This is a genomic window from Oceanimonas sp. GK1 (assembly GCF_000243075.1).
Taxonomy (GTDB): Bacteria; Pseudomonadota; Gammaproteobacteria; order Enterobacterales; family Aeromonadaceae; genus Oceanimonas.
The window spans coordinates 1,032,569-1,055,564 of record NC_016745.1 but is presented as its reverse complement, the minus strand read 5'-3'; the positions used below and the strand labels follow the sequence as shown (position 1 = coordinate 1,055,564).

The following is a 22,996-nucleotide window of genomic DNA, read 5'->3' as shown; positions in this document are numbered from 1 at the left end:
GTCGTTCACTCTGTAGCGCGGCGCCCCAGGGGCGCCGCGGGAGGCCGGGCCTCGTCAGTCAATGGTCAAATCGTGCATGGGAAGATTGAGTTGCGCCAGCGATTTTTCAAGTTTTGCCTTGTCGCCGGCCACGACAATGACCATTTTTGTGGGGTCGAGCCATTTTTCGGCCTGCTCGGTGAGGGTGGCGGTATCCACCTCGGCCACGATTTGCTGTTGTTGTGACAGGTAATCGGGGGACAGTTCCAGCATGGCCAGGTTGAGCAGAAAGCCGGCTTTTTTGCCGAGGGTCTCATAGCTCAGCGCATCCTGCTGGGAATAGCTGCTCTTGAGGTAAGCCAGCTCCGCCTCGGTGGGCCCCTGGTTGGCAAAACCCTGCATTTCTTCCAGCACTTCGCCAATGGCACCGGCGGTGGCGTCGCCGCGCACGTCTGCCGACACCACGAACACCCCCGCCTCCCGGTTGCCGCTGAAGTAGGAATAGGCGCCATAGGTATAGCCCTTGTCTTCCCGCAGGTTCTGGTTGATGCGGCTGTTGAAGTTGCCGCCCAAGTTGTAGTTCATCAGCTGACCGTAAAAATAGGGCCCGGTGGCGTCCACCGGCAACGCCCGGCGACCGACCCGCAGCACCGACTGCACCGCACCGGGCATATCAATGACATAAATGCCCGGCTCCGCCGCCGGCTCGGGCACGCTCACCGAAGGCAACTCGGCGGCCTTGCCCTGCCACTGAGTGAGAAAGGCAAAGTCCTGCCGGGCCTGCTCCGGCGTTACATCGCCGGCGATGATCACGTGACCGTTTTTGGGATTGTAGTAACGCCGGTAAAAGTCCTTCACCTGCTCAAGGGTAAACGCCTTGACGTGTTCGGGCAGGCCGTCGTCGGGCAGCCCCAGGCGGCTGTCGCCGTACATCAGCCGGTTAAAGCCCTGACGGGCCAGCCAGGACGGCTGGTTACGACTCTGGGCCATGGACTCCAGCAGCCGCGACTTGACCTTGTCCAGATCCGCTTGACGCAGGCCGGGATGGAACAGCAGCTCTTCCACCAGCGCCAGGGTCTCGGGCAGGGTCTCGGTGAGGCTGGTGACCTCAATCAAGTTGGTATAAAAGCCGTTGCGTACGGTAATGCTGGCCCCCAATCTTTCCAGTGCCTCGCTGAAATCACCGTTGCTGAGCCGCTCGGTACCCTGGTTCATCATAGCGGCGGTGAGCGCGGCCAGGCCGGCTTCCCCTTCGGCCTCGGCGCGCTGGCCGCCGGGCAGGGCAAAAATCACCGACACCGCCGGAATTTCGCTGTTGACCGTGCCCAGCAGCCGAATGTTGCCCTCCAGGGTTTCCTGCCACAGGGGCGGCACCGAAATGGCCACCGGCTCACCGGCTTCGGGCATTTGGCTTCGGTCAACGTCATCCTGCACGGTGCGCAGGGGCAACTCGTCGATATGCTGCCACTCGGGCAGTTCTCGCTCTGGCGTCACATAATCGGGCTCGGCCGCCTGCCACTCGGTTTTGCCTGCCGGCACCACACTCAGCACCGCATGGGGCTGATTTTTAAGGTAACGCTGGTACGCCGCCGTCACCTCGTCGGGTGAGGTGTCGGACAGCTGTCGCCAGGCATTGATGGCATAAAGCGGATCCCCTTTCAGTACCTGCCCCAGGGACAGTTGCCGGGCCTTTCCCTGAGCGCTGTCGAGCCCAAGAATGAGATCGGCGCGCAGCTCGGTTACCGCCTTGGTGACATCGTCAGGCTGAATGCCGCGCTCCACCACCCCGTTGATAATGCGCTCCACCTCCTCCTTGAGCGGAGCCAGGCTGCCGTTTTTGGACGGATTGGCATAGGCCCAGATACTCAAGGTACAGGCCAGCTCGGAGCAATAGTGGCCGGCTCCGGTAGACACCGCCTTGCCGGTTTCCACCAGCTCCTGGTAAAGCAGCGAGCTCTTGCCGCCGCCCAGCACATTGGCAAGCACATCCAGAGCGGCTTCATCCTGCTGACCCAGCCACACGGTGGGATAAGACACATACAGCATGGGCATGCGAATGCGGGGGTCTTCCAGGGTCTGGTGGCGGTTGCGCTCCAGCCTGGCCGGCGCGGGCTCCGCCCGCTTCACCTCGGGGCCGGCGGGAATGGGGGCAAAGTACTTTTCCACCCACGCCAGGGTTTGTTCGGTGTCGAAATCTCCGGAGATCACCAGGGTGGCGTTGTTGGGGCCGTACCAGCGCAAAAAGAAGGCCTTGAGATCGTTGACATCCACCCTGTCCAGATCTTCCACGTAGCCGATGGTCGGCCAGCTGTAGGGATGGTCCCGGGGATAGAGCAGTTCGTCCATGCGCTCGCCCACCAGGCCGTAGGGCTGGTTGTCGATGCGCTGGGCCCGTTCGTTCTTCACCGTGTCACGCTGAATTTCGAACTTGCGCTGGCTCACCGCCTCCAGCAAAAAACCCATGCGGTCGGCTTCCAGCCAGAGCACCTTTTCCAGGTGGTTGGCGGGCACGGTCTGAAAGTAGTTGGTCCTGTCCTGGTTGGTGGTGCCGTTCATGGTGCCGCCGGCTTCGTTGATCAGCCGAAAGTGCTCCTGATCCCCCACGTGTTTTGAGCCCTGGAACATCATGTGCTCAAAAAAGTGGGCAAAACCGGTCTGATCCGGCTCTTCACGGGCTGATCCCACATGGTAGGTCACTTCCACGTGTACCAGGGGATCGGAGCGGTCGGGGTTGAGCAGCACCGTCAGGCCATTGTCGAGCCGGTATTTGGCATAGGGGATCACCAGCTCGTCCTGGCCGCGCTCAACCGTCTCTACCAGGGTCGGCGCCGCCTGGGTGGCCAGGGGGCACAACAACAGCAACAAAGACCAATACTTCATGAAGTTTCCTTATCTACCCAACAATGCCGGTCAGCCCCGCAGCAACAGCTTGCCGCGAGTATGGCCGGCTTCAATCTGACGATGAGCGTCGGCGCCGTCGGCCAGGTCAAACACTCGGCTTATCTCCACCCGCAACCGACCTTCGGCCACGGCCCTGGCCAGCAGGTCGAGGTGCTCATGGTCATTGACCTTGAGCATGCCGGTGGCGCGAATGCCCCGTTGCTCGGCGGCGGCGATCACTTCTTTGGCGGTAATGGTGGGGACGGTGACCACCCGGCCAGTTTGTTTCACCTGAGACAAAAGTGACTGGCCGGAAGTTCCTCCCACCAGATCCAGCAGCAGATCTACCGGCGCGATGGCGTGCACCGCGGCCTCATCGTGATAATCCACCACCTCATCGGCCCCCAGGGATTTGACAAAGTCGTGATTGGCGGGAGATGCCAGCGCCACCACGGTCGCGCCCACCTTCTTGGCCAGTTGCACCGCCAGGTGCCCCACCCCGCCGGCGGCAGCGGAAATCAGCACCCGCTCGCCCGGCTGCAGGCCACCGTGCGTGGTCAGCCCCTGCCAGGCGGTAGTACCGGCCAGGGCCAGACCACCAGCCATGTCGTCCGGCACCTCGTCGGGCAGCGGCATCATGTCGTCACAGTTCACCACCAGCTCTTCGCTGTAACCCCCGCCACTGACCAGACCAAAGGCCCGATCGCCGGGCATGAAACGGCATACCTCGGAGCCAACTTCCAGCACCTCGCCCATGACTTCAAAGCCCGGCGACCAGGGCAGTTTGTCCTTGACGGCGTCGGCGCCCCAGCCGAGACCGGCCCGAGTTTTGGCGTCTATCGGATTGACCCCGGCATAGTGTACTTTCAGCCTGAGCTGGTTGGAGGCCAGCGGCGGATGATCGGCATCGACCAGTTGCAGTTGTTCAGGACCGCCAAAAGCGCTGATAACCAGTTGTTTCATGTTCGGCTCCTATTCCATGTGAGGCTCAAGTGAGCAGCACCATAACACGGCTGTCATCCTGCCTGAAAGGCCGGTTGGCGTGCTGCCTGGCTCTTGCTACAGTGCAATGAAGCATAGACGACAACCTCTTAATCAGGACCGCCCACCCCGAGGAAGGATTGCCATGACCCGACTGTTTCTGCTGCCGCTGCTCCTCGCCCTGCTCTGGTTTTTATTTCTGCAGTACAACCGCATTCCCGTTAAACAGGGCGCCAAGGGCTTTTACTGGATCATCGGTCTGGGCTGGGGATTGGCGGGCTTTCTCAGCCTGATGATGGTGCTCACCCGTTAATCTTGTGAGGGGCAAGGTGTCAGGAGTGAGGAGCTTTTTATCCCCTCCCACCTTACTGCTCACCCCTCACGATGTTTACCAGTAGTTCTCCATTAAAATCTGACCGGGTTTGCGGCGCAGGTGCTTGTGCAGGCCCTTGGCCTTCAGCTCGGCCAGGGTGTCGTGCACCATTTGCGGGTTGCCGCAAAGCATCACCCGGCTGTGCTCGGGGGTAAAGGCGAGGCCGGTTTTCTGCTCCAGGCTGCCATCGGCAATGGCGTGGGTAATGCGCCCGGTCTGAGCGCCCTCGGTGTCTTCACGGGAGACAAAAGGAAGATACTGAAAGCAGGCACGCCCTTCGGTGAGCGCGGCAATCTGGCGGCGATAGCCCAGCTCGTCGGCAAAGCGCACCCCGTGCACCAGCACAATGTTCTCGAACTGTTCCCAGCAACGGCCTTCTGCCAGCATGGAAACAAAGGGCCCAACGCCGGTGCCGGTGGCCATCAGCCACAGATCCCGCCCCGGGGGCACTTCATCCAGGGTCAGAAAGCCGGCGGCGGTGCGCTGCACCAGCAGCTCGTCGCCTATTTTCAGGTCGGCCAGCCAGGGCGTGAGCTGGCCTTCGGGAATGGTGATCAGGTAAAACTCGGGATCCTGGCCCGGGGCATTGACGTAGGAATAGGCCCGGGCCACTTTTTTGTCGTCGGTGTGCAGGGCCAGCTTGGTGAACTGGCCGGCCTTGAACGGCGCCACCTCGGCGTCCACCACCAGAGAAAACAGATTATCGGACCAGGTTTTACGGGCCTTGACCCGCCCGGTGATCCAGTCTGCCATAGCGCCCCCTTCCAAAGTGTTTCTTCCACTTTAGCCGGAACGCGGACAATAAAAAACCCGCGACAAGCGCGGGTTTTTTTCAGGCAACGGTCAAACTTAGGCAGCAACTACCTGCAGCTTAACGGTGGCCTTCACGTCGGCGTGCAGCTGCACACCCACTTCGTACTCGCCTACGTTGCGCAGTACGCCGTCGTACAGGCGAACTTCGCTCTTGGCCACTTCAACACCGGCAGCGGTGATGGCGTCGGCCACGTCGCGGGCACCGATGGAGCCGAACAGTTTGCCTTCGTCACCGGACTTGGACTCGATAACCACGGCTTCCAGTGCAGACAGCTGGTCGGCGCGAGCCTGGGCAGCGGCCAGCTGCTCGGCCAGTTTGGCTTCCAGCTCGGCGCGGCGGGCTTCAAACGCCGCTACGTTGTCTTTGGTGGCCAGTACGGCTTTGCCCTGGGGCAGCAGGTAGTTACGAGCGTAACCGGACTTGACGGTAACCTGGTCACCCAGACCGCCCAGCTTGGCGATTTTATCAAGCAGAATAACTTGCATTCTTACCTTTCCTCTTTACAGGTACGAGTTAGGCCGCTGCTTACTTGTGCAGATCGGTGTAAGGCAGCAGGGCCAGGTAACGAGCGCGTTTGATCGCACGGGCCAGCTGGCGCTGATATTTAGCGCGGGTGCCGGTGATGCGGCTCGGTACGATTTTACCGGACTCGGTGATGTAGTTTTTCAGGGTAGCGATGTCTTTGTAATCGATCTCGGTAACACCGTCAGCGGTGAAACGGCAGAACTTACGACGACGGAAATAACGTGCCATGATTCTCTTCCTCTACTAAAACGTGAATTACTCGGCAGCGGCTTCAGCGCGAGCATCGTCGCGGCGCGGCTGGCGCTCTTCCTTGGCCTTGGCCATTTCGGAAGGCTCGGTAACGGCCTGCTTGGTGCGCATGATCATGTTGCGCAGCACGGCGTCGTTGTAGCGGAAGTTGGTTTCCAGCTCGTCGATCACGGCCTGATCGGCTTCCACGTTCATCAGAACGTAGTGGGCCTTGTGCAGCTTGTTGATCGGGTAAGCCAGCTGACGACGGCCCCAGTCTTCCAGACGGTGGATTTGACCACCGGCGGTGGTGATGGCGCCGGTGTAGCGCTCGATCATGCCGGGAACCTGTTCACTCTGGTCGGGGTGAACCATGAATACGATTTCGTAATGACGCATGGATTGCTCCTTACGGGTTATAGCCTCGGCGCGGGCTCAGTCACACCAGCGGAGGCAAGGAACTTGGGGTTTACTGACTGATTTCAAGGCGGCGTAGTTTAAGGGATAACCAGCCGGCCGGCAAGGTATTAAATACGGGGACTGGGGACTGGGGACTGGGGACTGGGGACTGGGGACTGGGCGTGTTTTACTAATCCCTAATCCCAAGTCCCTATTCCCCGATATGGTCAGCGCAACCGCCGCTGCAGTCCGATGGCGGCGATCACCACCAGTGCCCCCAGATACACGTTCCAGTCGGGGTACTCAGCAAACAGCACCATACCCATCAGGGTGACGAAAATCAGCCCCGAGTATTCGCTGGCGGCAATCTTGCTGGCATCGGCCATGGCGTAGGCCATGATGCAGATGCCCTGATAAATAACCCCCACTAGGGTAGCCCCCGCCAGCAGCCACCATACTTCACCAGGAATAGGCTGCCAGCCGGGCAGTGCCAGCGCCAGACTGACGGGAATGGCCAGCGCCTGGGTCATGAACAGGGTGGCGAGCACAGAGCGCCCCTTGGGCAGCCGGCGCACCAGCACATTGGTGGCCGCCATCGACAGCGCGGTGAGCAGCGCCACCCAGCCGGCCCAGTGCCACTCGGCCGGGTTGAGCACCACCAGAATGCCGCCAAAGCCGAGCAGGCTCACGCCGTAGGTGGCCGGGCGCACCGACTCCCGGCTGATAAGCGCCGCCAACGGCAACGTCAGCAGGGGCGCGGCATAAAACACCGCATTGGCGGTGGCCAGCGGCAGGTAAATCAGGCTGATAAACACGCAGGCGGAGCCCAGCAGCAGCAGATGGCCCCGCAGAAAATGGATTTTCCACTGGCCCCAGCCCCGGCGTTCCGGCGCCAGCCGCCACCAGAACGGCAACAGCAACAGGGAGGTCAGGGTAAAGCGCAGAAACACGTACTGGTAAGGGCTTATCTGGCTCTGCCCCATCAGCTTCACCAGCACGTCCCCAAACGAGATCATCAGGTTGCCGAGCACCAACAGAAAGATCGCCAGCAACTGGCTGTCGGCCTTCATGCGCCCCACTAACTGTTGCATGTCAACTCCACCACCCGATTAGCCCCGTCATATTTCTTGTGAGGAGTGAGGGGTAAGGTGTGAGGCAAGGAAATCAGCAGTCTTTCAGTTAGGCTTATATGCTCCTCACCCCTTCCCCCATCACAATCACTGGCCGCGCTGGCGCACCATTTCAAACAGGCAAACACCGGTGGCCACCGACACGTTCAGGCTGGACACCGAGCCCGCCATGGGAATGCTCACCAGCTCGTCGCAGTGCTCCCGGGTCAGGCGACGCATGCCCTTGCCCTCGGCCCCCATCACCAGCGCCAGCGGCCCGGTGAAGCTGGCCTGGTAGATGCCGTGATCCGCTTCACCGGCGGTGCCCACCACCCAGATGCCCTTGTCCTGCAAAGACCGCAGGGTGCGCGACAGGTTGGTCACCTGAAACAGTGGCACCACCTCGGCGGCGCCACAGGCCACCTTGCGTGCCACCGGCGTCAGGCTGGCAGACTTGTCTCTGGGCACAATCACCCCGTGCACCCCGGCGGCATCGGCGGTGCGCAGACAGGCGCCCAGGTTGTGCGGGTCGGTGACGCCATCCAGCACCAGCAGCAGCGGCGTCTCGGTGCGTCCCAGCAAGGCGTCCAGATCCGCCTCGTTCAGTGCCGGCAACGCCTTCACCCGGGCCACCACGCCCTGGTGCTGGGCGCCACCGGCTTTGCCATCCAGGGTCTGGCGGCCGGCCAGTTGAGCGCGCACGCCCACCTGCTGCAGCCGGTCCTGCAGTTGCTGCAGCCGGGCGTCGTCCCGGCCCTTGAGCAGCCAGACTTCCAGAATGTTTTCGGGGTGACTTTCCAGGGCGGCGTTCAGGGCGTGAATGCCGAAGATCAGTTCACTACTCATTTGATTTCTCGGGGGATTAGGGACTAGGGATTAGGGATTAGGGATTAGGTGCTTTCACCAGTCCCTGCTCCCTAGTCCCCAGTCCCGGGTTTTAATCAGCGGCGCTTGCGGCTGCGGTTACGGGAACGGGGCTTGTCGCTCTTCTCGCCTTTTTCACCCTTGTCGCCGCCCTTGCCGCCGGTGGGCTTGGCACGTTTGCGCGATTTCAGGTTTTTGGCCCCCTTGCCGCCGTCGAAGTCGCCTTTGGGGGCGTCTTCCGCCAGCTCGAAGTCGATCTTGCGCTCGTCCAGGTTCACCGCCATCACCTTGACCTTGACCTTGTCGCCCAGGCGATAGCGGCGGCGGAAGTTCTCGCCAATCAGCTGCTGGCGGGCCGGATCGAACTGGTAGTAGTCGTTCTGCAGGTTGGAGATGTGTACCAGGCCGTCGATGTGGAACTCGTCGAGGCGCACAAAGAAACCAAAGCCGGTGACGTTGGCAATGGTGCCGCCAAACTCGCTGCCCACATGATCAAGCATGTATTCGCACTTGAGCCAGTCGGCCACATCGCGGGTGGCATCGTCGGCCCGGCGCTCGGTCATCGAGCAATGCTCGCCCATGGGGGCAACCTGATCATACTGGTAGGGCACGCCGCCGGTGGTGCTGCGCTCGCCGCCGTGCATTTTGGCCAGCTGGGCCTTGATGGCGCGGTGCAGCACCAGATCCGGGTAGCGGCGAATGGGCGAGGTGAAGTGAGCGTAGGACTTCAGCGCCAGGCCGAAGTGACCCATGTTGTCGGCCTGGTAGACCGCCTGCTTCATGGAGCGCAGCAACATGGTCTGGATCAGTTCCGCATCGGGCCTGTCCTTGATCTGCTCGGCGAGCAGGGCATAGTCCGCCGGCTCTGGCTCCAGCCCGCCTTTCAGTTCCAGCCCGAGCTCGCCGAGGAAGCTGCGAAAACCGGTGAGTTTCTCTTCACCCGGTTTGTCGTGCACCCGGAACAGGGCGTGGGCTTCCTGCTTTTCAATAAAGCGGGCAGCGGCCACGTTGGCCATTATCATGCATTCTTCGATGATCTTGTGGGCGTCGTTGCGCACCAGCGGCACAATGCGCTCGATCTTGCGCTGGGGATTGAACACGAACCGGGTTTCCTCGGTTTCGAACTCCACCGCACCGCGCTGATGCCGGGCCTCTTTCATGGCCTGGTACAACTGATTGAGCTCTTCCAGGTGCGGCACCAGCGGCGCATAGCGTTCACGCAGCACCTCGTCCCCTTCCAGTATGGCCGCCACCTTGGTGTAGGTGAGACGGGCATGGGAGTTCATTACCGCCTCGTAGAACTTGAAGCCGGACAGCTTGCCGGTGGCAGAGATGGTCATTTCCGCCACCATGCACAAGCGGTCTACCTGCGGGTTGAGCGAACACAGGCCGTTGGACAGCACCTCGGGCAGCATGGGGATCACCTGCTCGGGGAAATACACCGAGTTGCCGCGCTGATAGGCTTCGGCATCCAGCGCCGAGTTCGGACGCACATAATAAGACACATCGGCAATGGCCACCCACAGCCGCCAGCCGCCGGAACGCTTGGGCTGACAGAACACGGCGTCGTCAAAGTCACGAGCGTCTTCCCCGTCGATGGTGACCAGCGGCAGCTCCCGCAGATCCTTGCGGCCCTGCTTGGCTTCTTCCGGCACTTGCTCGGAGAGCTTGGCAACCTGCTGCTTGACCTCTTCCGGCCAGACGTGGGGAATATCATGGCTGCGCAGGGCAATCTGAATCTCCATGCCCGGATCCATGGTTTCCCCCAGCACCTCGATGACCTTGCCGATGCCGGTCATGCGCTTGGTGGGCCGCTGGGTGATGGTGATCACTACCACCTGGCCCATGCGCGCGCCCATGGTTTCCCCCTGGGGGATCAGAATGTCCTGGGCAATGCGAGTATCATCCGGAACCACGTAGCTGACACCGTTTTCCACAAAATAGCGGCCCACCACGTCCAGATTACGGGATTCCAGTACCCGTACCAGGCGGGCTTCACGCCGGCCGCGGGCGTCAAAGCGCAGGGGTTGTACCAGCACGTAGTCGCCGTGCATGACCGCATCCATCTCGCGCTGGGCAAGAAAAAGGTCGTCGCCGCCGTCTTCCGGGCGCACGAAGCCAAAGCCGTCCCGGTGGCCGATCACCTGGCCCTTGATCAGGTTCAGCTTGTCGGGCAGGGCATAACATTTGTTGCGGGTAAACACCAGCTGGCCGTCGCGCTCCATGGCGCGCAGCCGGCGGCGCAGGGCTTCTTCCTGCTCCTCGCCGGCCAGATCCAGCTCGGCAAAAAGTTCGTCCCGGTTGGCCGGGGTGCCGCGTTGCTTGAGGTGCTCAAGAATGAATTCCCGGCTGGGAATGGGGTTGTCGTATTTTTCGGCTTCCCGCTGTTGGAAAGGATCTTGCTGTTGTGACATATAAGGGTCCGTTTGAGCACTGTGATAAATTATCTATACCAACAGTGTAAGAATAACAAGTGACAACACGCTCAGGCTGAGCGTGTTGATAATGAGGGAAGCCGCCGGGCATTACAGGGTTTTCAGCATTTCTTCCGGCAGCGCCAGGCTCTGGTTGCTGTTGATACCGATGCCCCGCTCCAGAATGTTGCGGGCAATGGCCTGGGCTTCCTCCAGGGAGTGCATCACGTAAGTGCCGCACTGGTATTCGTTGAGTTCGGGGATCTGGGACTGGTTTTCCACCTTGAGTACGTCTTCCATCGCCGCCTTCCAGGCCGCGGCCACCCGCTGCTCGTCGGGGGCGCCCACCAGGCTCATGTAAAAACCGGTACGACAGCCCATGGGCGAAATGTCGATGATCTCGACGCCGTTACCATTGAGGTGGTTGCGCATAAAGCCCGCAAACAGGTGCTCCAGGGTATGAATGCCCTTTTCGGACAGGATCTCCTGGTTGGGCAGGCAAAACCGCAGGTCAAACACGGTAATGGTGTCGTTGTGGGGGGTAGCCATGGTTTTGGCAACCCGCACCGCCGGGGCTTCCATGCGGGTATGATCTACGGTGAAACTGTCCAGCAGTGGCATGGGAATACTTCCTTAATTCAAGTTCAATCAATCATTGTGGCAAAAAAACCGGGCGGTTAAAACCAGGGACTGGGGATTAGGGATTAGGGACTTGGTCCCCAGTCACTATTCCCTGCTCCCTAATCCCGGCAGTTTACACAGCTTCTTCGTTCTGTTCGCCGGTACGAATGCGGATCACCTGGCCCACGTCGAGCACAAAAATCTTGCCGTCGCCGATTTTGCCGGTGCGGGCCGTGGTTTCAATGGCTTCGATGCAGGCTTCCACCAGCTCGTCCTGCACCACCAGCTCCAGTTTCACCTTGGGCAGGAAATCCACCATGTATTCGGCGCCGCGATAGAGCTCGGTGTGGCCCTTCTGACGACCGAATCCTTTTACTTCCGATACCGTCATGCCGGTGATACCACGCTCAGCCAGAGCCTCGCGCACGTCGTCCAGCTTGAAGGGCTTGATGATGGCTTCAATTTTTTTCATCGGTGGCTCCTTACCAGTTTGTTTTGCCAAATCCCGAGGTAATGGGGTAACGCCTGTCCTTGCCGAAGTTGCGCGCCGTGATCCGCGGCCCCACAGCGCTCTGACGGCGCTTGTATTCGTTGATGTCCACCAGTTTGATCACCCGGCGCACATCGGCTTCATCAAAACCGGCAGCCAGCAGATCCTCCAGGGATTTGTCCTGCTCCACATAGCCTTCAAGAATGGCGTCGAGCACATCATAGGGCGGCAGGCTGTCCTGGTCGAGCTGATCCGGTGCCAGCTCCGCCGAGGGCGGCCGGTCAATGACCCGCTGGGGGATCACATAGCCAAGGGTATTACGATAGCGGGACAGCTCAAACACCAGGGTTTTGGGCACATCCTTGATGGGCGCAAAGCCGCCCACCATGTCGCCGTACAGGGTGCAGTAGCCCACCGCCACTTCACTCTTGTTGCCGGTGGTCAGCACCAGCCGGCGACGCTTGTTGGAGATGGCCATCAGCAGCACGCCCCGGGAGCGGGCCTGCAAGTTTTCCTCGGTGGTGTCCCGCTCGGTGCCGGCAAACAGGGGCGCCAGCTGGCCCATAAAGGCGTCGAACATGGGCTCGATGGAGACGATATCGAACTCCACCCCCAACCGTTCGGCTTCCTCTCTGGCATCTTCCACGCTGATGGAGGCGGTATAACGAAACGGCATCATCACCGCCTGCACTTTATCCTTGCCCAGGGCATCCACCGCAATGGCCAGGGTCAGGGCCGAGTCGATACCGCCGGAGAGCCCCAGCACGGCGCCGTTAAAGCCGTTTTTGTTAACGTAATCCCGGGTGGCTAGCACCAATGCCTGATACACCTCGGCCAGAGGCTCCAGCACGGGCTGAATGGTACCCGGCACGGGCGCGCCCTGTTCAAAGTGCACCAATGCCAGCTCGTCGGCAAAGGCGGACAGGCTCTGAGTGAGTTCGCCCTCGGCGTTAAATACCTTGGAGCGACCATCGAACACCAGCTCGTCCTGACCACCGACCAGGTTGAGGTACACCAGCGGCAGGTCGTTATCCCGGCTGCGCTGGGCCAGCAGATCCTTACGGATCCAGGCCTTGCCTCTGTGGTAAGGCGAGGCGTTGAGGCTCAGCACCAGATCGGCACCAGCGGCTTTCAGGCCAGCCATGGGCGCCGGCTCCCACACGTCTTCGCAGACAAGCAGCCCCAAACGGTGTCCTTTGAATTCAATCACACAGGGTTCGGTGCCGGCGGTGAAGTAGCGCTTTTCGTCAAACACGCCGTAGTTGGGCAGTAGCTGCTTGAAATAGCGGCCCTTTAGTTCGCCCTGGTAAAAGAAGGACGCGCCATTGTACAGCTTGCCGTCTTCGTCACGCCAGGGGTGACCCACCACCAGGGCGATGTTCTGGCTGGCGGCGGCCAGTTCATTCAGGGCGCTGGCAACCCGCCGATGCAGATCGTCGCGATACAGCAAATCTTCGGGCGGGTAGCCGGTGACCGCCAGCTCGGGAAACAGCACCAGCTCGGCGCCTTGCTCAGTGGCATCAGTGGCGGCGGCCAGCATCAGTTGGGTATTGGCTTCAATGGCGCCGACGGTCGGGTTGAGCTGGGCCAGCGCCAGGGTAAGGTGTGAAGGCATGGTCTGTCTGTAGGTCAAAAGGCAATAATCGCCATAGTAATGAAAGACGGAGGGCTTGTCAGGTCCCCGGTGACTCAGGGCTTTTTACAGGTTGGCGTTTTATCGACAGGTCTGCCCTGGGTCACGATCAGGCAGCCACCATCCAGGCTAGTGGCGCCTGCCGACACATCCACCGACCAGTTACCGCCGCTTGGAAAATAAATTTCATAGTCCTCCGGTACCGTTGACGACAATGTTGCCGTGATGCCGGGCTCCACCTTACAGTCGTAGTAGATGGTACTCTTGTTTCCCTGCGTCTTGTTGAGCTGCCCACAGGTGTAAGTACCTATTTTCACTATCACGCCATCCAGGCTACAGGCTTCTTCCTTCCATGAGCCATTCGCGTTTACTGGTGCGATATAGCGAACACAGTGCATCTCGCCGGTTATCGAGGCCTTGGTGCTGCTGTTCACCGTAATATCCAGATAGTTACTTTTTATAAACCAGGTTTCAGTTTCTACCGGCGAGATGGCATCAGCAGAGGTCATGCCACTATTGCTGCGTTTAATGCTGGCACTGATCCTGCCGTTCCCCCCCGGCGCCTTCGCTTCGGCCAGCCCTCGACTGTAAACGCCGTAATAACCCGCATTAGCATCGGTAATGGTTTCGATTGGCTCATTGGTCACGGTAAGTGAGGTATCGCCGCTACTCCTTTCCCACTTGGCCAACAGAGTTAAATTAACTTCATTAATGGGAACCAGCGTCAACAGGCGGTCAACTTGCTCCTCAGTCAATATGGCGTCGGCATTGTTATCCATTACTTCCTTCAGCAGGTAATCCCGATCATCATCAGAAATGATGTCAACATAGACCCCCCTTGCCATCAGTTGTTTCAAACCCACATCCATGGTGACATTGGTTGTGCCGGGGGAAGTACCTTTGGCATTCAGATGGCTGGCAAAAGAAGGAGGTTGATAATAAGCACTCACATCGTAGTCACTGCCTTTCTTGACTTGAGAGCGAATATATTCAACCGCAACCTGCTCAACATAATTCCGATAGGCGTTTGCCACATCACCATTTAGTAGCAAACTGGCATCAAAAATATTAAAGGCAACCAGATTCCAGTCACTGGCCGTTTCAAAATGACCATTAATGCGGATCATACGACAGGCTTCCAGATAGCTGCCACCGATGGAAGCCAATGCAGTGCCATGGGTATAATGGCCATGATTTTTTAACTTGGCCACGTCATACCATTGACTGAATTCATTTTCAGGCCCGTCAAAATGGTTGGCACAGCACTTTGAACAGAGCACATCCTGGTCTTTATCTGCGGATATACCGGTGCTTTTTTCTGCCAACGTGCCGGCCTTGTAATCGCCCATTGGTTCGTTCAGTTCCCATTGCGCCGGCAGTCTGCCCTCGGCAACGCTTTGTAAGGTGCATAAACAGGAGACCGTGACCTGGTCCCGACGTTGCTGAGTGATATTGCTGCTGTCGTAGCTTATCGTGCTGAATTCCACTCGCGTGCTTTCACCTTTTTTACTGACTTCCGGCAGAGGGCGACTGGTTTCCATGTTTAGATCCGGCGCCAACTCAATGGACATCACATTAGGCGCTGCTCCGGGATCATGGAGCACCTTGGGCCCGCCCTTTCCGGGGTGAATATTATTTTTCCCACTGGTGCCAAAGGGACCACCGCTGGCGGGCGTGTTGGGAGAGATGACCGAGTCGAGGGAGAAACTCTGAGCCTCACCAGCGTCAGTCCAGGTTACGGTGACGGCCACTTCCTTCTTGCCGATTTCAACATTGGCGGGAGGCGGCGTGGCCCAGGCCGAACTGGCGCTGTTCCAGGCATAAGGTGTCACCGTCCAGCTACGGCCATAGTCGATATTATCCAGGCTGACGCTGTCACTGCCGCTGACAATCGCATCAAAGCCGGTACGGCTCTGAAAGCGGCGCAGTTCGTCCAGTTTGGACTCCGCCAGGCGCATGGCCACCTCTCGGCTACGGCCGTCCCGGCTGTATTCCAGGTAGGTCTTGTTTAGCTGCAGCAGGGTACCGGCGGTGGCCGCCACAATAATAAAGGCGAGCATAACCTCAATCAGGCCAAATCCGTATTGCCGCGTCATTTCGCCTCCTATTACCAGTCTTTCCAGCTGCCAGGGACGATCATCAGCCTGACAAAAGGACTGACAGCACTTCCGCCAGTGTGACCATTGCAATGTCCCAGGTTGCAGATAACCTGCTGGTCGTATACGGCATCAAAGGTACCGTTAAGATTATCACCGCCATGATTGGTACTAATGGCACCAAATATCTTGGCATTACCATTCAACTTTAAGGTGTAATCAGGGGCAGAGGCCGGATCTGAATCATAGGAAAACAGCAAGCCATAAAATTGATTGCCGCCATTAGCCTTAATATTGGCATCCTTGACCAAGGCGATCACCGGGTTTTGGACTGAGCTGACAATTTGGTCAATATCACACTCCCCTGCCCCATCCACAATATAAAAACCGGACGAACCGATATCACTACAGCTCGATACAATAGCGGTAGCCATGGCTTCCAGCTTGTCCCATTCATCGGCACCGTAGCCAAATACATGACCGAGCAGATCGCTTGGGAAATCCGGATCATTATCCACCACATCCGAGTCAAAGATGACAGTACCACCACTTTTGGTGCTGAGCGTATTCGCACAATCAGAGCCGTTGTAATCTTCCAGATGACAGGTCTGCATGCTACCACCGCCTGAAATATTATCGCCAGACCAGACCGATACCGGGACGCCCGGGCCACCGCCATTGGGGTTGGCCACGACCGTCATGTTACCGCTGATCCCCGTGCTGGTTCCGCCAACCACCAGGGGCGCTGCTGGCCCAGCATTGGCGGGATTCAGTATACCGCGATCTACCACCTGCACGCTGACCGTGGTGCCGCCACCGTTTGGCAAAGTGGCCACCGACTCCAGCTGCCAGGCGCTGGAAATGGGCACCCCCTGAGTCATGGTGACCACATAACTGGCGGTGGCGGCAGAGGTCGTCAGCGTACCCGACGCGCTGGACGCCGCCGGATCGGCCTTCAGCAACGCCATGGCCTCGGCAATGCCCTTTTCCGCCGCCGCCAGGGCCACCCGGTACTCGATTTCGTTGAGGGTGATGCGTTTGTCGGCAATCAGCACCTTGCCGATAAATACCGACACCGCCACCAGCATGGAGACCAGCACCAGAGTAATGGTCAGGGTGGCAAATCCACTGCCTTTGTTAGTAGCCATCATTTCTCAGTTTTATCTCCCGCTGCAGGCTTACCGATAACGCCGGCCGGTGAATATGGGAGGCACTCAGGCCGAGCCGTATGCTGCGCATGCCGGTAGCGCTGCTGCCCGACACCAGCTCAAAGCGTAAGTCATCGACCGAGATTTCATCTTCGGCCATAAACCTGAGCCAATAACTGTTGTTATTGCATAAGGTAGAGATGTTGGTGGTTTTATCATTGGAAGCATCACACTTTCCTCCGCTGCTCGTACTTCGGCACTGCAGTTCTTTGTCAGCGGCGTCATAACGGTAAGCCTTCACCACCTCTCCATCGTCCCAGTATTTGATACGAATGCAGTCCGGAGTGCTGCCATTGGAGGCATATAAGTCATCGGTAGTAGAAAACACCATTGCTTCCGCAACGGATGCCGAAGAGGCATCGCCATTCATGCCCTGAGCGGCACTGGGGTGATAACCCGCCCGCTGAATATCCCGCACCACGATATCGGTGACCGCCTGCACATCCTGATTGAGTCGCGACAGCATCAAGGTGGTATTACCGGACACGATCACCGAAGAAAATAATGACAGAGCTCCGGCCACCACCAGTAAACCAGCCACCAGCGACACCAGCATTTCTACCAGGCTCATGCCCCGCTGACGCTTAATCACGAAGAGCATGAAGGCACCCCTATCAGGCCATCAACAGAGCAGGTTCTGATACGGCCGGTATTGGAAGTAACAAGCTTCATCATATGGTGGCCGTTAGAAAGCTGTACATTACCACTGGAGAGACTGCTTCGCCTTGGGCCAAAGGTCAGCCGACCGGGGGAATAGGAAGCAGTCAGCATCATGGACGGGTAGCTCTGGCTACTGACCGTTTCGATAATATCCCCGGAGCAATCCGCCGAATCGTGCAGTGCATAACTCCAGTCTGCAGTGCCAGAGTTGGTAAAACACACCGTCACTTCCCGGTTGCGCTTGATGGCCTCGCTGCGGGCCAGTTGCAGATCCGCATATACCGCCATGCCGGCGCTGCGCACCGTGTATTGCTCGCGCAGACTCTGAAAGCCGGGCACCGCCAGGCTGGTCAGCACCGTCATCACCACCAGGCCAATCAGCAGTTCAATCAGAGTCAGCCCGGCCTGACGCTTTTTCATTGGCTTCCTCCCTGAAGACAGATGCGGCGACAAAGGCCATTGCAGTGGCTAAGATATGGTTCATATTCGGCGTTTAGACAAGGATGTTCTGGATGCAAAAGAGTACCGGTTTCACCCTGATAGAGCTGATGATAGTGATCGCCATAGTGGCGATTCTGGCTACGGTCGCCTACCCCTCCTATTCCGCTTACCTGCAAAAAAGCAAACGCATCAAGGCCATACAAACCCTGTACAAAATGCAGCTGGCCCAGGAAGACTGGCGCATCTCCCACCCTGCCTATACCAGCTCGGCGGCGGATTTAATCAGCCCTCTCAGCACCGACAGCTATGACTTCAGCGCTTCAGTTTCCGGCAGCGATTACACCCTGTCCGCCACCGCCAAGGGCGGCCAGCTGAACGACAAGGAAGGGGCCACTGCCTGCAGTCCGCTAACCCTTACCCGAGGCGGCAGCAAGGCACCGGCAAGCTGCTGGCAATAATCTACCGGCAATAAAAAACCGCCCTTTCGGGCGGTTTGCAGTTCAATGACAAGCCTGTCTTCTGTTTTTTCGCCGAACATTAACTGCCATCGACAGAAAAAGCGGCGGTTGGGTCAGGATACCTGTTTGACCTTGAGCTCGGCGGGCACCTCGAACACGATGTTTTCCTCCCGCCCCGGATGCTCCACCACTGTGCTGCCCCCTAGGGCTTGCAGGTGGGAAATCACTTCCTGCACCAGTACCTCCGGAGCCGAGGCACCGGCGGTTACGCCGATTCGAGCCGCCCCTTCCAGCCAGACCGGCTCGATCATCTCCACACAGTCGATGAGGTGCGCCTCGGTACCGATTTTCTCGGCCAGCTCCCGCAGCCGGTTGGAGTTGGAGGAGTTGCGCGAGCCCACCACCAGCATCAGATCCACCTTGGCGGCCAGTTCCCGCACCGCATCCTGCCGGTTCTGGGTGGCGTAGCAGATGTCGTCCTTGCGCGGCCCTTCAATGGTCGGGAAACGCGCGCGCAGGGCGTCAATCACATCGGAAGTTTCATCCACACTCAATGTGGTCTGGGTCACGAAGGTGAGATTGTCGGGCTGCTTGACCTCAAGGGCCGCCACATCCGCCGGATTTTCCACCAGATACATGCCGCCTTCGGTGCTTTCATACTGGCCCATGGTGCCTTCCACTTCCGGATGGCCGGCATGGCCGATCAGAATGGTCTCGATGCCCTTGCGGCTGGCCCGGTGCACTTCCATGTGCACCTTGGTCACCAGCGGGCAGGTGGCGTCAAATACCTTGAGCCCCCGGTTCTTGGCCTCTTCCCGCACCGCCTTGGACACGCCATGAGCGGAAAAGATCACGATGTTATCATCGGGCACCTGATCCAGCTCATCCACGAACACGGCCCCCGCGTCCTTCAGCTTGTTAACCACATAGCGGTTGTGCACCACTTCGTGGCGTACATAAATGGGTGCCCCGAATTTTTCCAGGGCGCTCTGCACTATGCTGATGGCCCTGTCCACCCCGGCACAAAAACCGCGGGGATTGGCGAGCAGGATTTCCATGATCAGGCTCCGTTTTCGTCATCGACGGCCAGGATCTCCACCTCAAAGGTGACATTGTGGCCGGCCAGAGGATGGTTGAAGTCCACGGTGACCGAATCGCCGGCCACACCGCGAATAATGCCGGGGATCTCGGCGCCGTTGGGCTGGGTAAAGGACAGGATCGCCCCCTCTTCCAGCTCCAGTTCGGCCCCAAAGCGGCTGCGCTCCATATGATGAATATTGTCCGGGTTAATCGGGCCAAAGGCATCGTCCGGGGTCAGCTCAAACACCTTTTTCGCGCCACTTGCCAGGCCCAGCAGGCAGGACTCGAAGTTCTCGGTCAGGCTGCCGTCCCCCATCTGCAGTTTGGCGGGCTTGCCGTGCACCTGAGTGCTGTCGGCCACCGAGCCGTCTTCCAGCTTGATGGTGAAGTGAAACAGCACTGTGCTGTGAGGGCCGATGATGTTGCTCATTGGGGACTGTCCTTTTTAAAGCTGTCGATAATGATCATGGCGGCGCCAACAAAAATAAAGCTGTCGGCCAGGTTGAACGCTGGCCAGTGCCAGTTGCCCACGTAGAAGTCGAGAAAGTCGACCACGTGACCCAGCAGCAACCGGTCAATCACGTTGCCGATGGCGCCACCGATGATCAGCGCATAGGCTGCCGGCAGCCAGCGGGCGCTTCTGGGTGCCTTGTACATCCAGACACTGAGCAGCACGGTCACGGCACAGGCCAGGCCGGCAAAAAACCAGCGCTGCCAGCCGCCCTGATCCGCCAGAAAACTGAACGCCGCCCCCGGATTGTAGACATGCACCAGGTTAAAGAAGGGGGCAATTTCCACCCCCGGGTAACCGTAATCCAGGTAAGTCACGGTCAGCCATTTGCTCAGCTGATCCAGCACAATGGCCACCAGCGCCAGCCACCACCAGCGCAGGCCGGTATTGAGCACAGCGCCCATCAGGCAAACCGGCGAACTTCGCCGTCTCCGGCCACGTTGGACACGCAGCGGCCACAAATGCCGTCGTGGCCTTCATGGGCGCCCACGTCGTCCACATGGTGCCAGCAGCGGCCGCACTTCTCGGCCTCGCTCTTGGCCACGCTCACCTTGAGACCGGCCAGCTCGGTATCGGCGGCGTCAGTGGCGTCGGCCAGAGGAGCCAATGTGACCTTTGAGGTCAGCATCACGAAACGCAGCTCGTCACCCAGCTGCGCCAGCTTGGCAGCCAGGTCGTCGTTGGCATACAGGGTGATGTCGGCCTCCAGGGCGCCGCCAATGACCTTGTTGCTGCGGGCGCTTTCCAGTGCCTTGTTCACCGCCTGACGCACCTTGAGCAGCTCGGCCCAGTAGGCATCGCTCAGCGGTTCACCCTCGGCCAGGCCGAACAGGCCGTCGTAAAACTCCTCGGTAAACACAAAGCGCTCACGCTCGCCGGGCAGCAGAGCCCAGATCTCATCGGCGGTAAAGCTCATGATCGGCGCCATCCAGCGTACCAGGGCTTCCACAATGTGATACAGCGCGGTCTGGCAGGAGCGGCGCGCCTGGCTGTCGGCCTTGGCGGTGTACTGGCGGTCCTTGATCACATCCAGGTAGAAAGAGCCCATCTCGATGGAGCAGAACTGCATCAGCTTCTGGGTCACCGAGTGGAAGTTGTACTCGTCATAAGCCTGGGTGATCTCCTGTTGAATGGCCTGGGCACGGCCCACCGCCCAGCGGTCGATCACCACCATGTCTTCCGGCGCCACCATGTCGGTTTGCGGGTTAAAGCCGCTCAGGTTGGCCAGCAGGAAACGGGCGGTATTGCGAATGCGGCGGTAGGCATCGGCGCTGCGCTTGAGGATCTCGTCGGAGACGGTCATTTCGCCGGAATAGTCGGTGCTCGCCACCCACAGACGCAGAATGTCGGCGCCCAGCTTGTTCATCACTTCCTGGGGGCTGACCACGTTGCCGATGGACTTGGACATCTTGCGGCCCTGGCCGTCCACGGTAAAGCCGTGGGTCAGCACCTGGCGGTAGGGCGCATGGCCCTTCATGGCGGTGGAGATCATCAGCGACGACATAAACCAGCCCCGGTGCTGATCCGAGCCTTCCAGATACATGTCGGCAGGGTGGCCCTGAAACTCGGGGCGCACGTCCACCACGGAGGCGTGAGTGGAGCCGGAGTCGAACCACACGTCCAGGGTGTCGAGCACCTTTTCATACTGGTCGGCTTCCTCGCCCAGCAGCTCGGCGGGGTCCAGATCCCACCAGGCCTGAATGCCGGCTTTTTCCACCCGCTGGGCCACGGCTTCCATCAGCTCGGTGGCGCGGGGGTGCAGCTCCTGGGTGTCTTTGTGCACAAACAGGGCAATGGGCACACCCCAGGTACGCTGGCGGGAGATACACCAGTCCGGGCGGTTCTCCACCATGGACTCAATACGGTTCTGCCCCCACTCGGGCACCCACTGCACCTTCTTGATTTCGGACAGCGCCTGGCCGCGCAGACCAGCCTGATCCATGCTGATGAACCACTGGGGGGTGGCCCGAAAGATGATCGGCGTCTTGTGGCGCCAGCAGTGCGGGTAAGAGTGGGTGTAGGCCTCATGATGCAGCAGGGCGCCGCGCTCCTTGAGTACTTCCACCACGGCATCGTTGGCCTTGAATACGTGCTGGCCGGCAAACAGCTCGGTGTCCGGCAGGTAGACGCCGTTGCTGCCCACCGGGTTGGCCACTTCCAGGCCGTAGTGCTGACCCACCGCGAAGTCTTCCTGGCCGTGGCCGGGAGCGGTGTGTACGGCGCCGGTGCCGGAGTCGGTGGTCACGTGATCACCCAGAATGGCCGGCACGTCAAAGTCGTAGAAGGGATGGTGAAAGCGCTTCAGCTCAAGGGCGGCGCCCTGGCAGTAACCCAGGTTGTGGTAGTGACTGATGCCGGCGCGGTCCATCACGTCCTTGACCAGATCGGCGGCCACAATCAGCCGCTCGGGATGGTCGCCTTCCACCTGCACCAGGGCGTAGTTGAGCTCGGCGTGCAACGCTACCGCCCGGTTGGCCGGCAGGGTCCAGGGGGTGGTGGTCCAGATCACCACGGACACCGGGCCCTGGCCGCTGTGACCCTCGGCACAGTCAAAGCTGGCGACCACGGCGGCCTCGTCGGCGGCCCGAAAGCGCACATCGATGGCCGGCGAGCGCTTGTCTTCGTATTCCACCTCGGCCTCGGCCAGCGCCGAGCCGCAGTCGGTACACCAGTGCACCGGCTTGGAGCCCTTGTGCAGGTGGCCCTTGTCGATGATTTTACCGAGGGCGCGAATGATGTTGGCCTCGGTATCGAAGTTCATGGTCAGGTAGGGGTTGTCCCAGTCCCCGAGCACGCCCAGACGAATGAAGTCGGCTTTCTGGGCTTCAATCTGCTCCTTGGCATAGGCGCGGCAGGCTTCGCGGAACTCGGCGGCAGACACCTTGACGCCGGGCTTGCCGACCTTGCCTTCCACCTTGAGTTCAATGGGCAGGCCGTGGCAGTCCCAGCCCGGAATGTAGGGGGAGTCGTACCCCAGCAGGCCCTTGGACTTGACGATAATGTCTTTCAGGATCTTGTTGACCGAGTGACCGATGTGAATGCTGCCGTTGGCGTAGGGAGGGCCGTCGTGAAGAATAAACGGCTTCTTGCCGGCCTTGGCACGACGCACGGCACCGTAGAGATCTTCATCAAACCAGCGCTGCAGCATGCCGGGCTCGCGCTGAGCCAGGTTGCCACGCATGGGAAACTCCGTTTCGGGCAAATTCAGGGTGTGTTTATAGTCGCTCATGGA

The 22,996-nt window shown here is 59.6% G+C and carries 22 protein-coding genes; 2 read left to right on the top strand and 20 right to left on the bottom strand.

Going from position 1 to position 22,996, the window contains the following annotated elements:
* Window positions 1-54 precede the first annotated feature (54 nt).
* A complete protein-coding gene (locus GU3_RS05030; protein ID WP_014291465.1) occupies window positions 55-2,859 on the bottom strand; it encodes a pitrilysin family protein in 2,805 nt (934 codons plus the stop codon).
* A 30-nt stretch (window positions 2,860-2,889) separates the two neighbouring features.
* Window positions 2,890-3,822: an NADP-dependent oxidoreductase gene (locus tag GU3_RS05025; RefSeq protein WP_014291464.1), complete on the bottom strand. Its 933-nt coding sequence runs from the start codon at window positions 3,820-3,822 to the stop codon at window positions 2,890-2,892.
* Between the two features lie 163 nt (window positions 3,823-3,985).
* Between GU3_RS05025 and GU3_RS17265 the strand changes: the two genes are divergently transcribed.
* On the top strand, window positions 3,986-4,153 hold the full coding sequence (locus GU3_RS17265; RefSeq protein WP_014291463.1) for a hypothetical protein: 168 nt from the start codon (window positions 3,986-3,988) through the stop codon (window positions 4,151-4,153).
* A 75-nt stretch (window positions 4,154-4,228) separates the two neighbouring features.
* Here the strand turns inward: GU3_RS17265 and GU3_RS05020 are convergent, their stop codons facing one another.
* The 14 genes from GU3_RS05020 to GU3_RS04955 form a co-directional block, all read right to left on the bottom strand.
* Window positions 4,229-4,966 carry a ferredoxin--NADP reductase gene (locus tag GU3_RS05020; protein WP_014291462.1) on the bottom strand — a complete coding sequence of 246 codons (738 nt, stop codon included), beginning with the start codon at window positions 4,964-4,966 and terminating at the stop codon, window positions 4,229-4,231.
* Between the two features lie 96 nt (window positions 4,967-5,062).
* On the bottom strand, window positions 5,063-5,512 hold the full coding sequence (rplI, locus tag GU3_RS05015; RefSeq protein ID WP_014291461.1) for a 50S ribosomal protein L9: 450 nt from the start codon (window positions 5,510-5,512) through the stop codon (window positions 5,063-5,065).
* Between the two features lie 40 nt (window positions 5,513-5,552).
* On the bottom strand, window positions 5,553-5,780 hold the full coding sequence (rpsR, locus tag GU3_RS05010) for a 30S ribosomal protein S18 (protein WP_014291460.1): 228 nt from the start codon (window positions 5,778-5,780) through the stop codon (window positions 5,553-5,555).
* Between the two features lie 27 nt (window positions 5,781-5,807).
* Window positions 5,808-6,179 (bottom strand): 30S ribosomal protein S6, encoded by a 372-nt coding sequence (gene rpsF / locus GU3_RS05005; RefSeq protein WP_014291459.1) that lies wholly within the window; start codon window positions 6,177-6,179, stop codon window positions 5,808-5,810.
* A gap of 227 nt (window positions 6,180-6,406) precedes the next feature.
* Window positions 6,407-7,270 (bottom strand): DMT family transporter, encoded by an 864-nt coding sequence (locus GU3_RS05000; RefSeq protein ID WP_014291458.1) that lies wholly within the window; start codon window positions 7,268-7,270, stop codon window positions 6,407-6,409.
* 126 nt (window positions 7,271-7,396) lie between these two features.
* On the bottom strand, window positions 7,397-8,134 hold the full coding sequence (rlmB, locus tag GU3_RS04995) for a 23S rRNA (guanosine(2251)-2'-O)-methyltransferase RlmB (RefSeq protein WP_014291457.1): 738 nt from the start codon (window positions 8,132-8,134) through the stop codon (window positions 7,397-7,399).
* A gap of 95 nt (window positions 8,135-8,229) precedes the next feature.
* A complete protein-coding gene (gene rnr / locus GU3_RS04990; RefSeq protein ID WP_014291456.1) occupies window positions 8,230-10,566 on the bottom strand; it encodes a ribonuclease R in 2,337 nt (778 codons plus the stop codon).
* Window positions 10,567-10,677: 111 nt separating this feature from the next.
* Entirely contained in the window at window positions 10,678-11,187 is a 510-nt protein-coding gene (luxS, locus tag GU3_RS04985) for an S-ribosylhomocysteine lyase (RefSeq protein WP_014291455.1), read from the bottom strand.
* Window positions 11,188-11,320: 133 nt separating this feature from the next.
* Window positions 11,321-11,659: a nitrogen regulatory protein P-II gene (glnB, locus tag GU3_RS04980; RefSeq protein WP_014291454.1), complete on the bottom strand. Its 339-nt coding sequence runs from the start codon at window positions 11,657-11,659 to the stop codon at window positions 11,321-11,323.
* Between the two features lie 10 nt (window positions 11,660-11,669).
* Window positions 11,670-13,292 (bottom strand): NAD+ synthase, encoded by a 1,623-nt coding sequence (locus tag GU3_RS04975; RefSeq protein WP_014291453.1) that lies wholly within the window; start codon window positions 13,290-13,292, stop codon window positions 11,670-11,672.
* 74 nt (window positions 13,293-13,366) lie between these two features.
* Complete coding sequence (locus tag GU3_RS04970; RefSeq protein WP_014291452.1) at window positions 13,367-15,406, bottom strand: type II secretion system protein; 2,040 nt, start codon at window positions 15,404-15,406, stop codon at window positions 13,367-13,369.
* Window positions 15,407-15,417: 11 nt separating this feature from the next.
* Window positions 15,418-16,554 (bottom strand): pilus assembly PilX N-terminal domain-containing protein, encoded by a 1,137-nt coding sequence (locus GU3_RS04965; RefSeq protein ID WP_041542952.1) that lies wholly within the window; start codon window positions 16,552-16,554, stop codon window positions 15,418-15,420.
* Window positions 16,544-17,215 (bottom strand): prepilin-type N-terminal cleavage/methylation domain-containing protein, encoded by a 672-nt coding sequence (locus GU3_RS04960; RefSeq protein ID WP_014291450.1) that lies wholly within the window; start codon window positions 17,213-17,215, stop codon window positions 16,544-16,546. The genes GU3_RS04965 and GU3_RS04960 overlap by 11 nt, the downstream gene beginning before the upstream one ends.
* Window positions 17,203-17,694 (bottom strand): GspH/FimT family pseudopilin, encoded by a 492-nt coding sequence (locus tag GU3_RS04955; RefSeq protein ID WP_014291449.1) that lies wholly within the window; start codon window positions 17,692-17,694, stop codon window positions 17,203-17,205. The genes GU3_RS04960 and GU3_RS04955 overlap by 13 nt, the downstream gene beginning before the upstream one ends.
* A gap of 92 nt (window positions 17,695-17,786) precedes the next feature.
* Here GU3_RS04955 and GU3_RS04950 point away from each other — a divergent pair, with 92 nt between their 5' ends.
* Entirely contained in the window at window positions 17,787-18,173 is a 387-nt protein-coding gene (locus GU3_RS04950) for a type IV pilin protein (protein WP_014291448.1), read from the top strand.
* Between the two features lie 113 nt (window positions 18,174-18,286).
* Here GU3_RS04950 and ispH read toward each other — a convergent pair whose 3' ends face one another.
* From ispH to ileS, 4 genes are read right to left on the bottom strand one after another with little or no spacing between them, the layout of a single operon-like run.
* Window positions 18,287-19,231: a 4-hydroxy-3-methylbut-2-enyl diphosphate reductase gene (gene ispH, locus GU3_RS04945; protein ID WP_014291447.1), complete on the bottom strand. Its 945-nt coding sequence runs from the start codon at window positions 19,229-19,231 to the stop codon at window positions 18,287-18,289.
* A 2-nt stretch (window positions 19,232-19,233) separates the two neighbouring features.
* Window positions 19,234-19,683, bottom strand: coding sequence for an FKBP-type peptidyl-prolyl cis-trans isomerase (fkpB, locus tag GU3_RS04940; RefSeq protein WP_014291446.1), 450 nt, complete (start codon window positions 19,681-19,683; stop codon window positions 19,234-19,236).
* Window positions 19,680-20,168, bottom strand: a complete 489-nt coding sequence (gene lspA, locus GU3_RS04935) for a signal peptidase II (RefSeq protein ID WP_014291445.1) — start codon at window positions 20,166-20,168, stop codon at window positions 19,680-19,682. Before lspA ends, fkpB begins: the two co-directional genes overlap by 4 nt.
* Window positions 20,168-22,993: an isoleucine--tRNA ligase gene (gene ileS, locus GU3_RS04930; protein WP_014291444.1), complete on the bottom strand. Its 2,826-nt coding sequence runs from the start codon at window positions 22,991-22,993 to the stop codon at window positions 20,168-20,170. Before ileS ends, lspA begins: the two co-directional genes overlap by 1 nt.
* Between the last annotated feature and the right edge of the window lie 3 nt (window positions 22,994-22,996).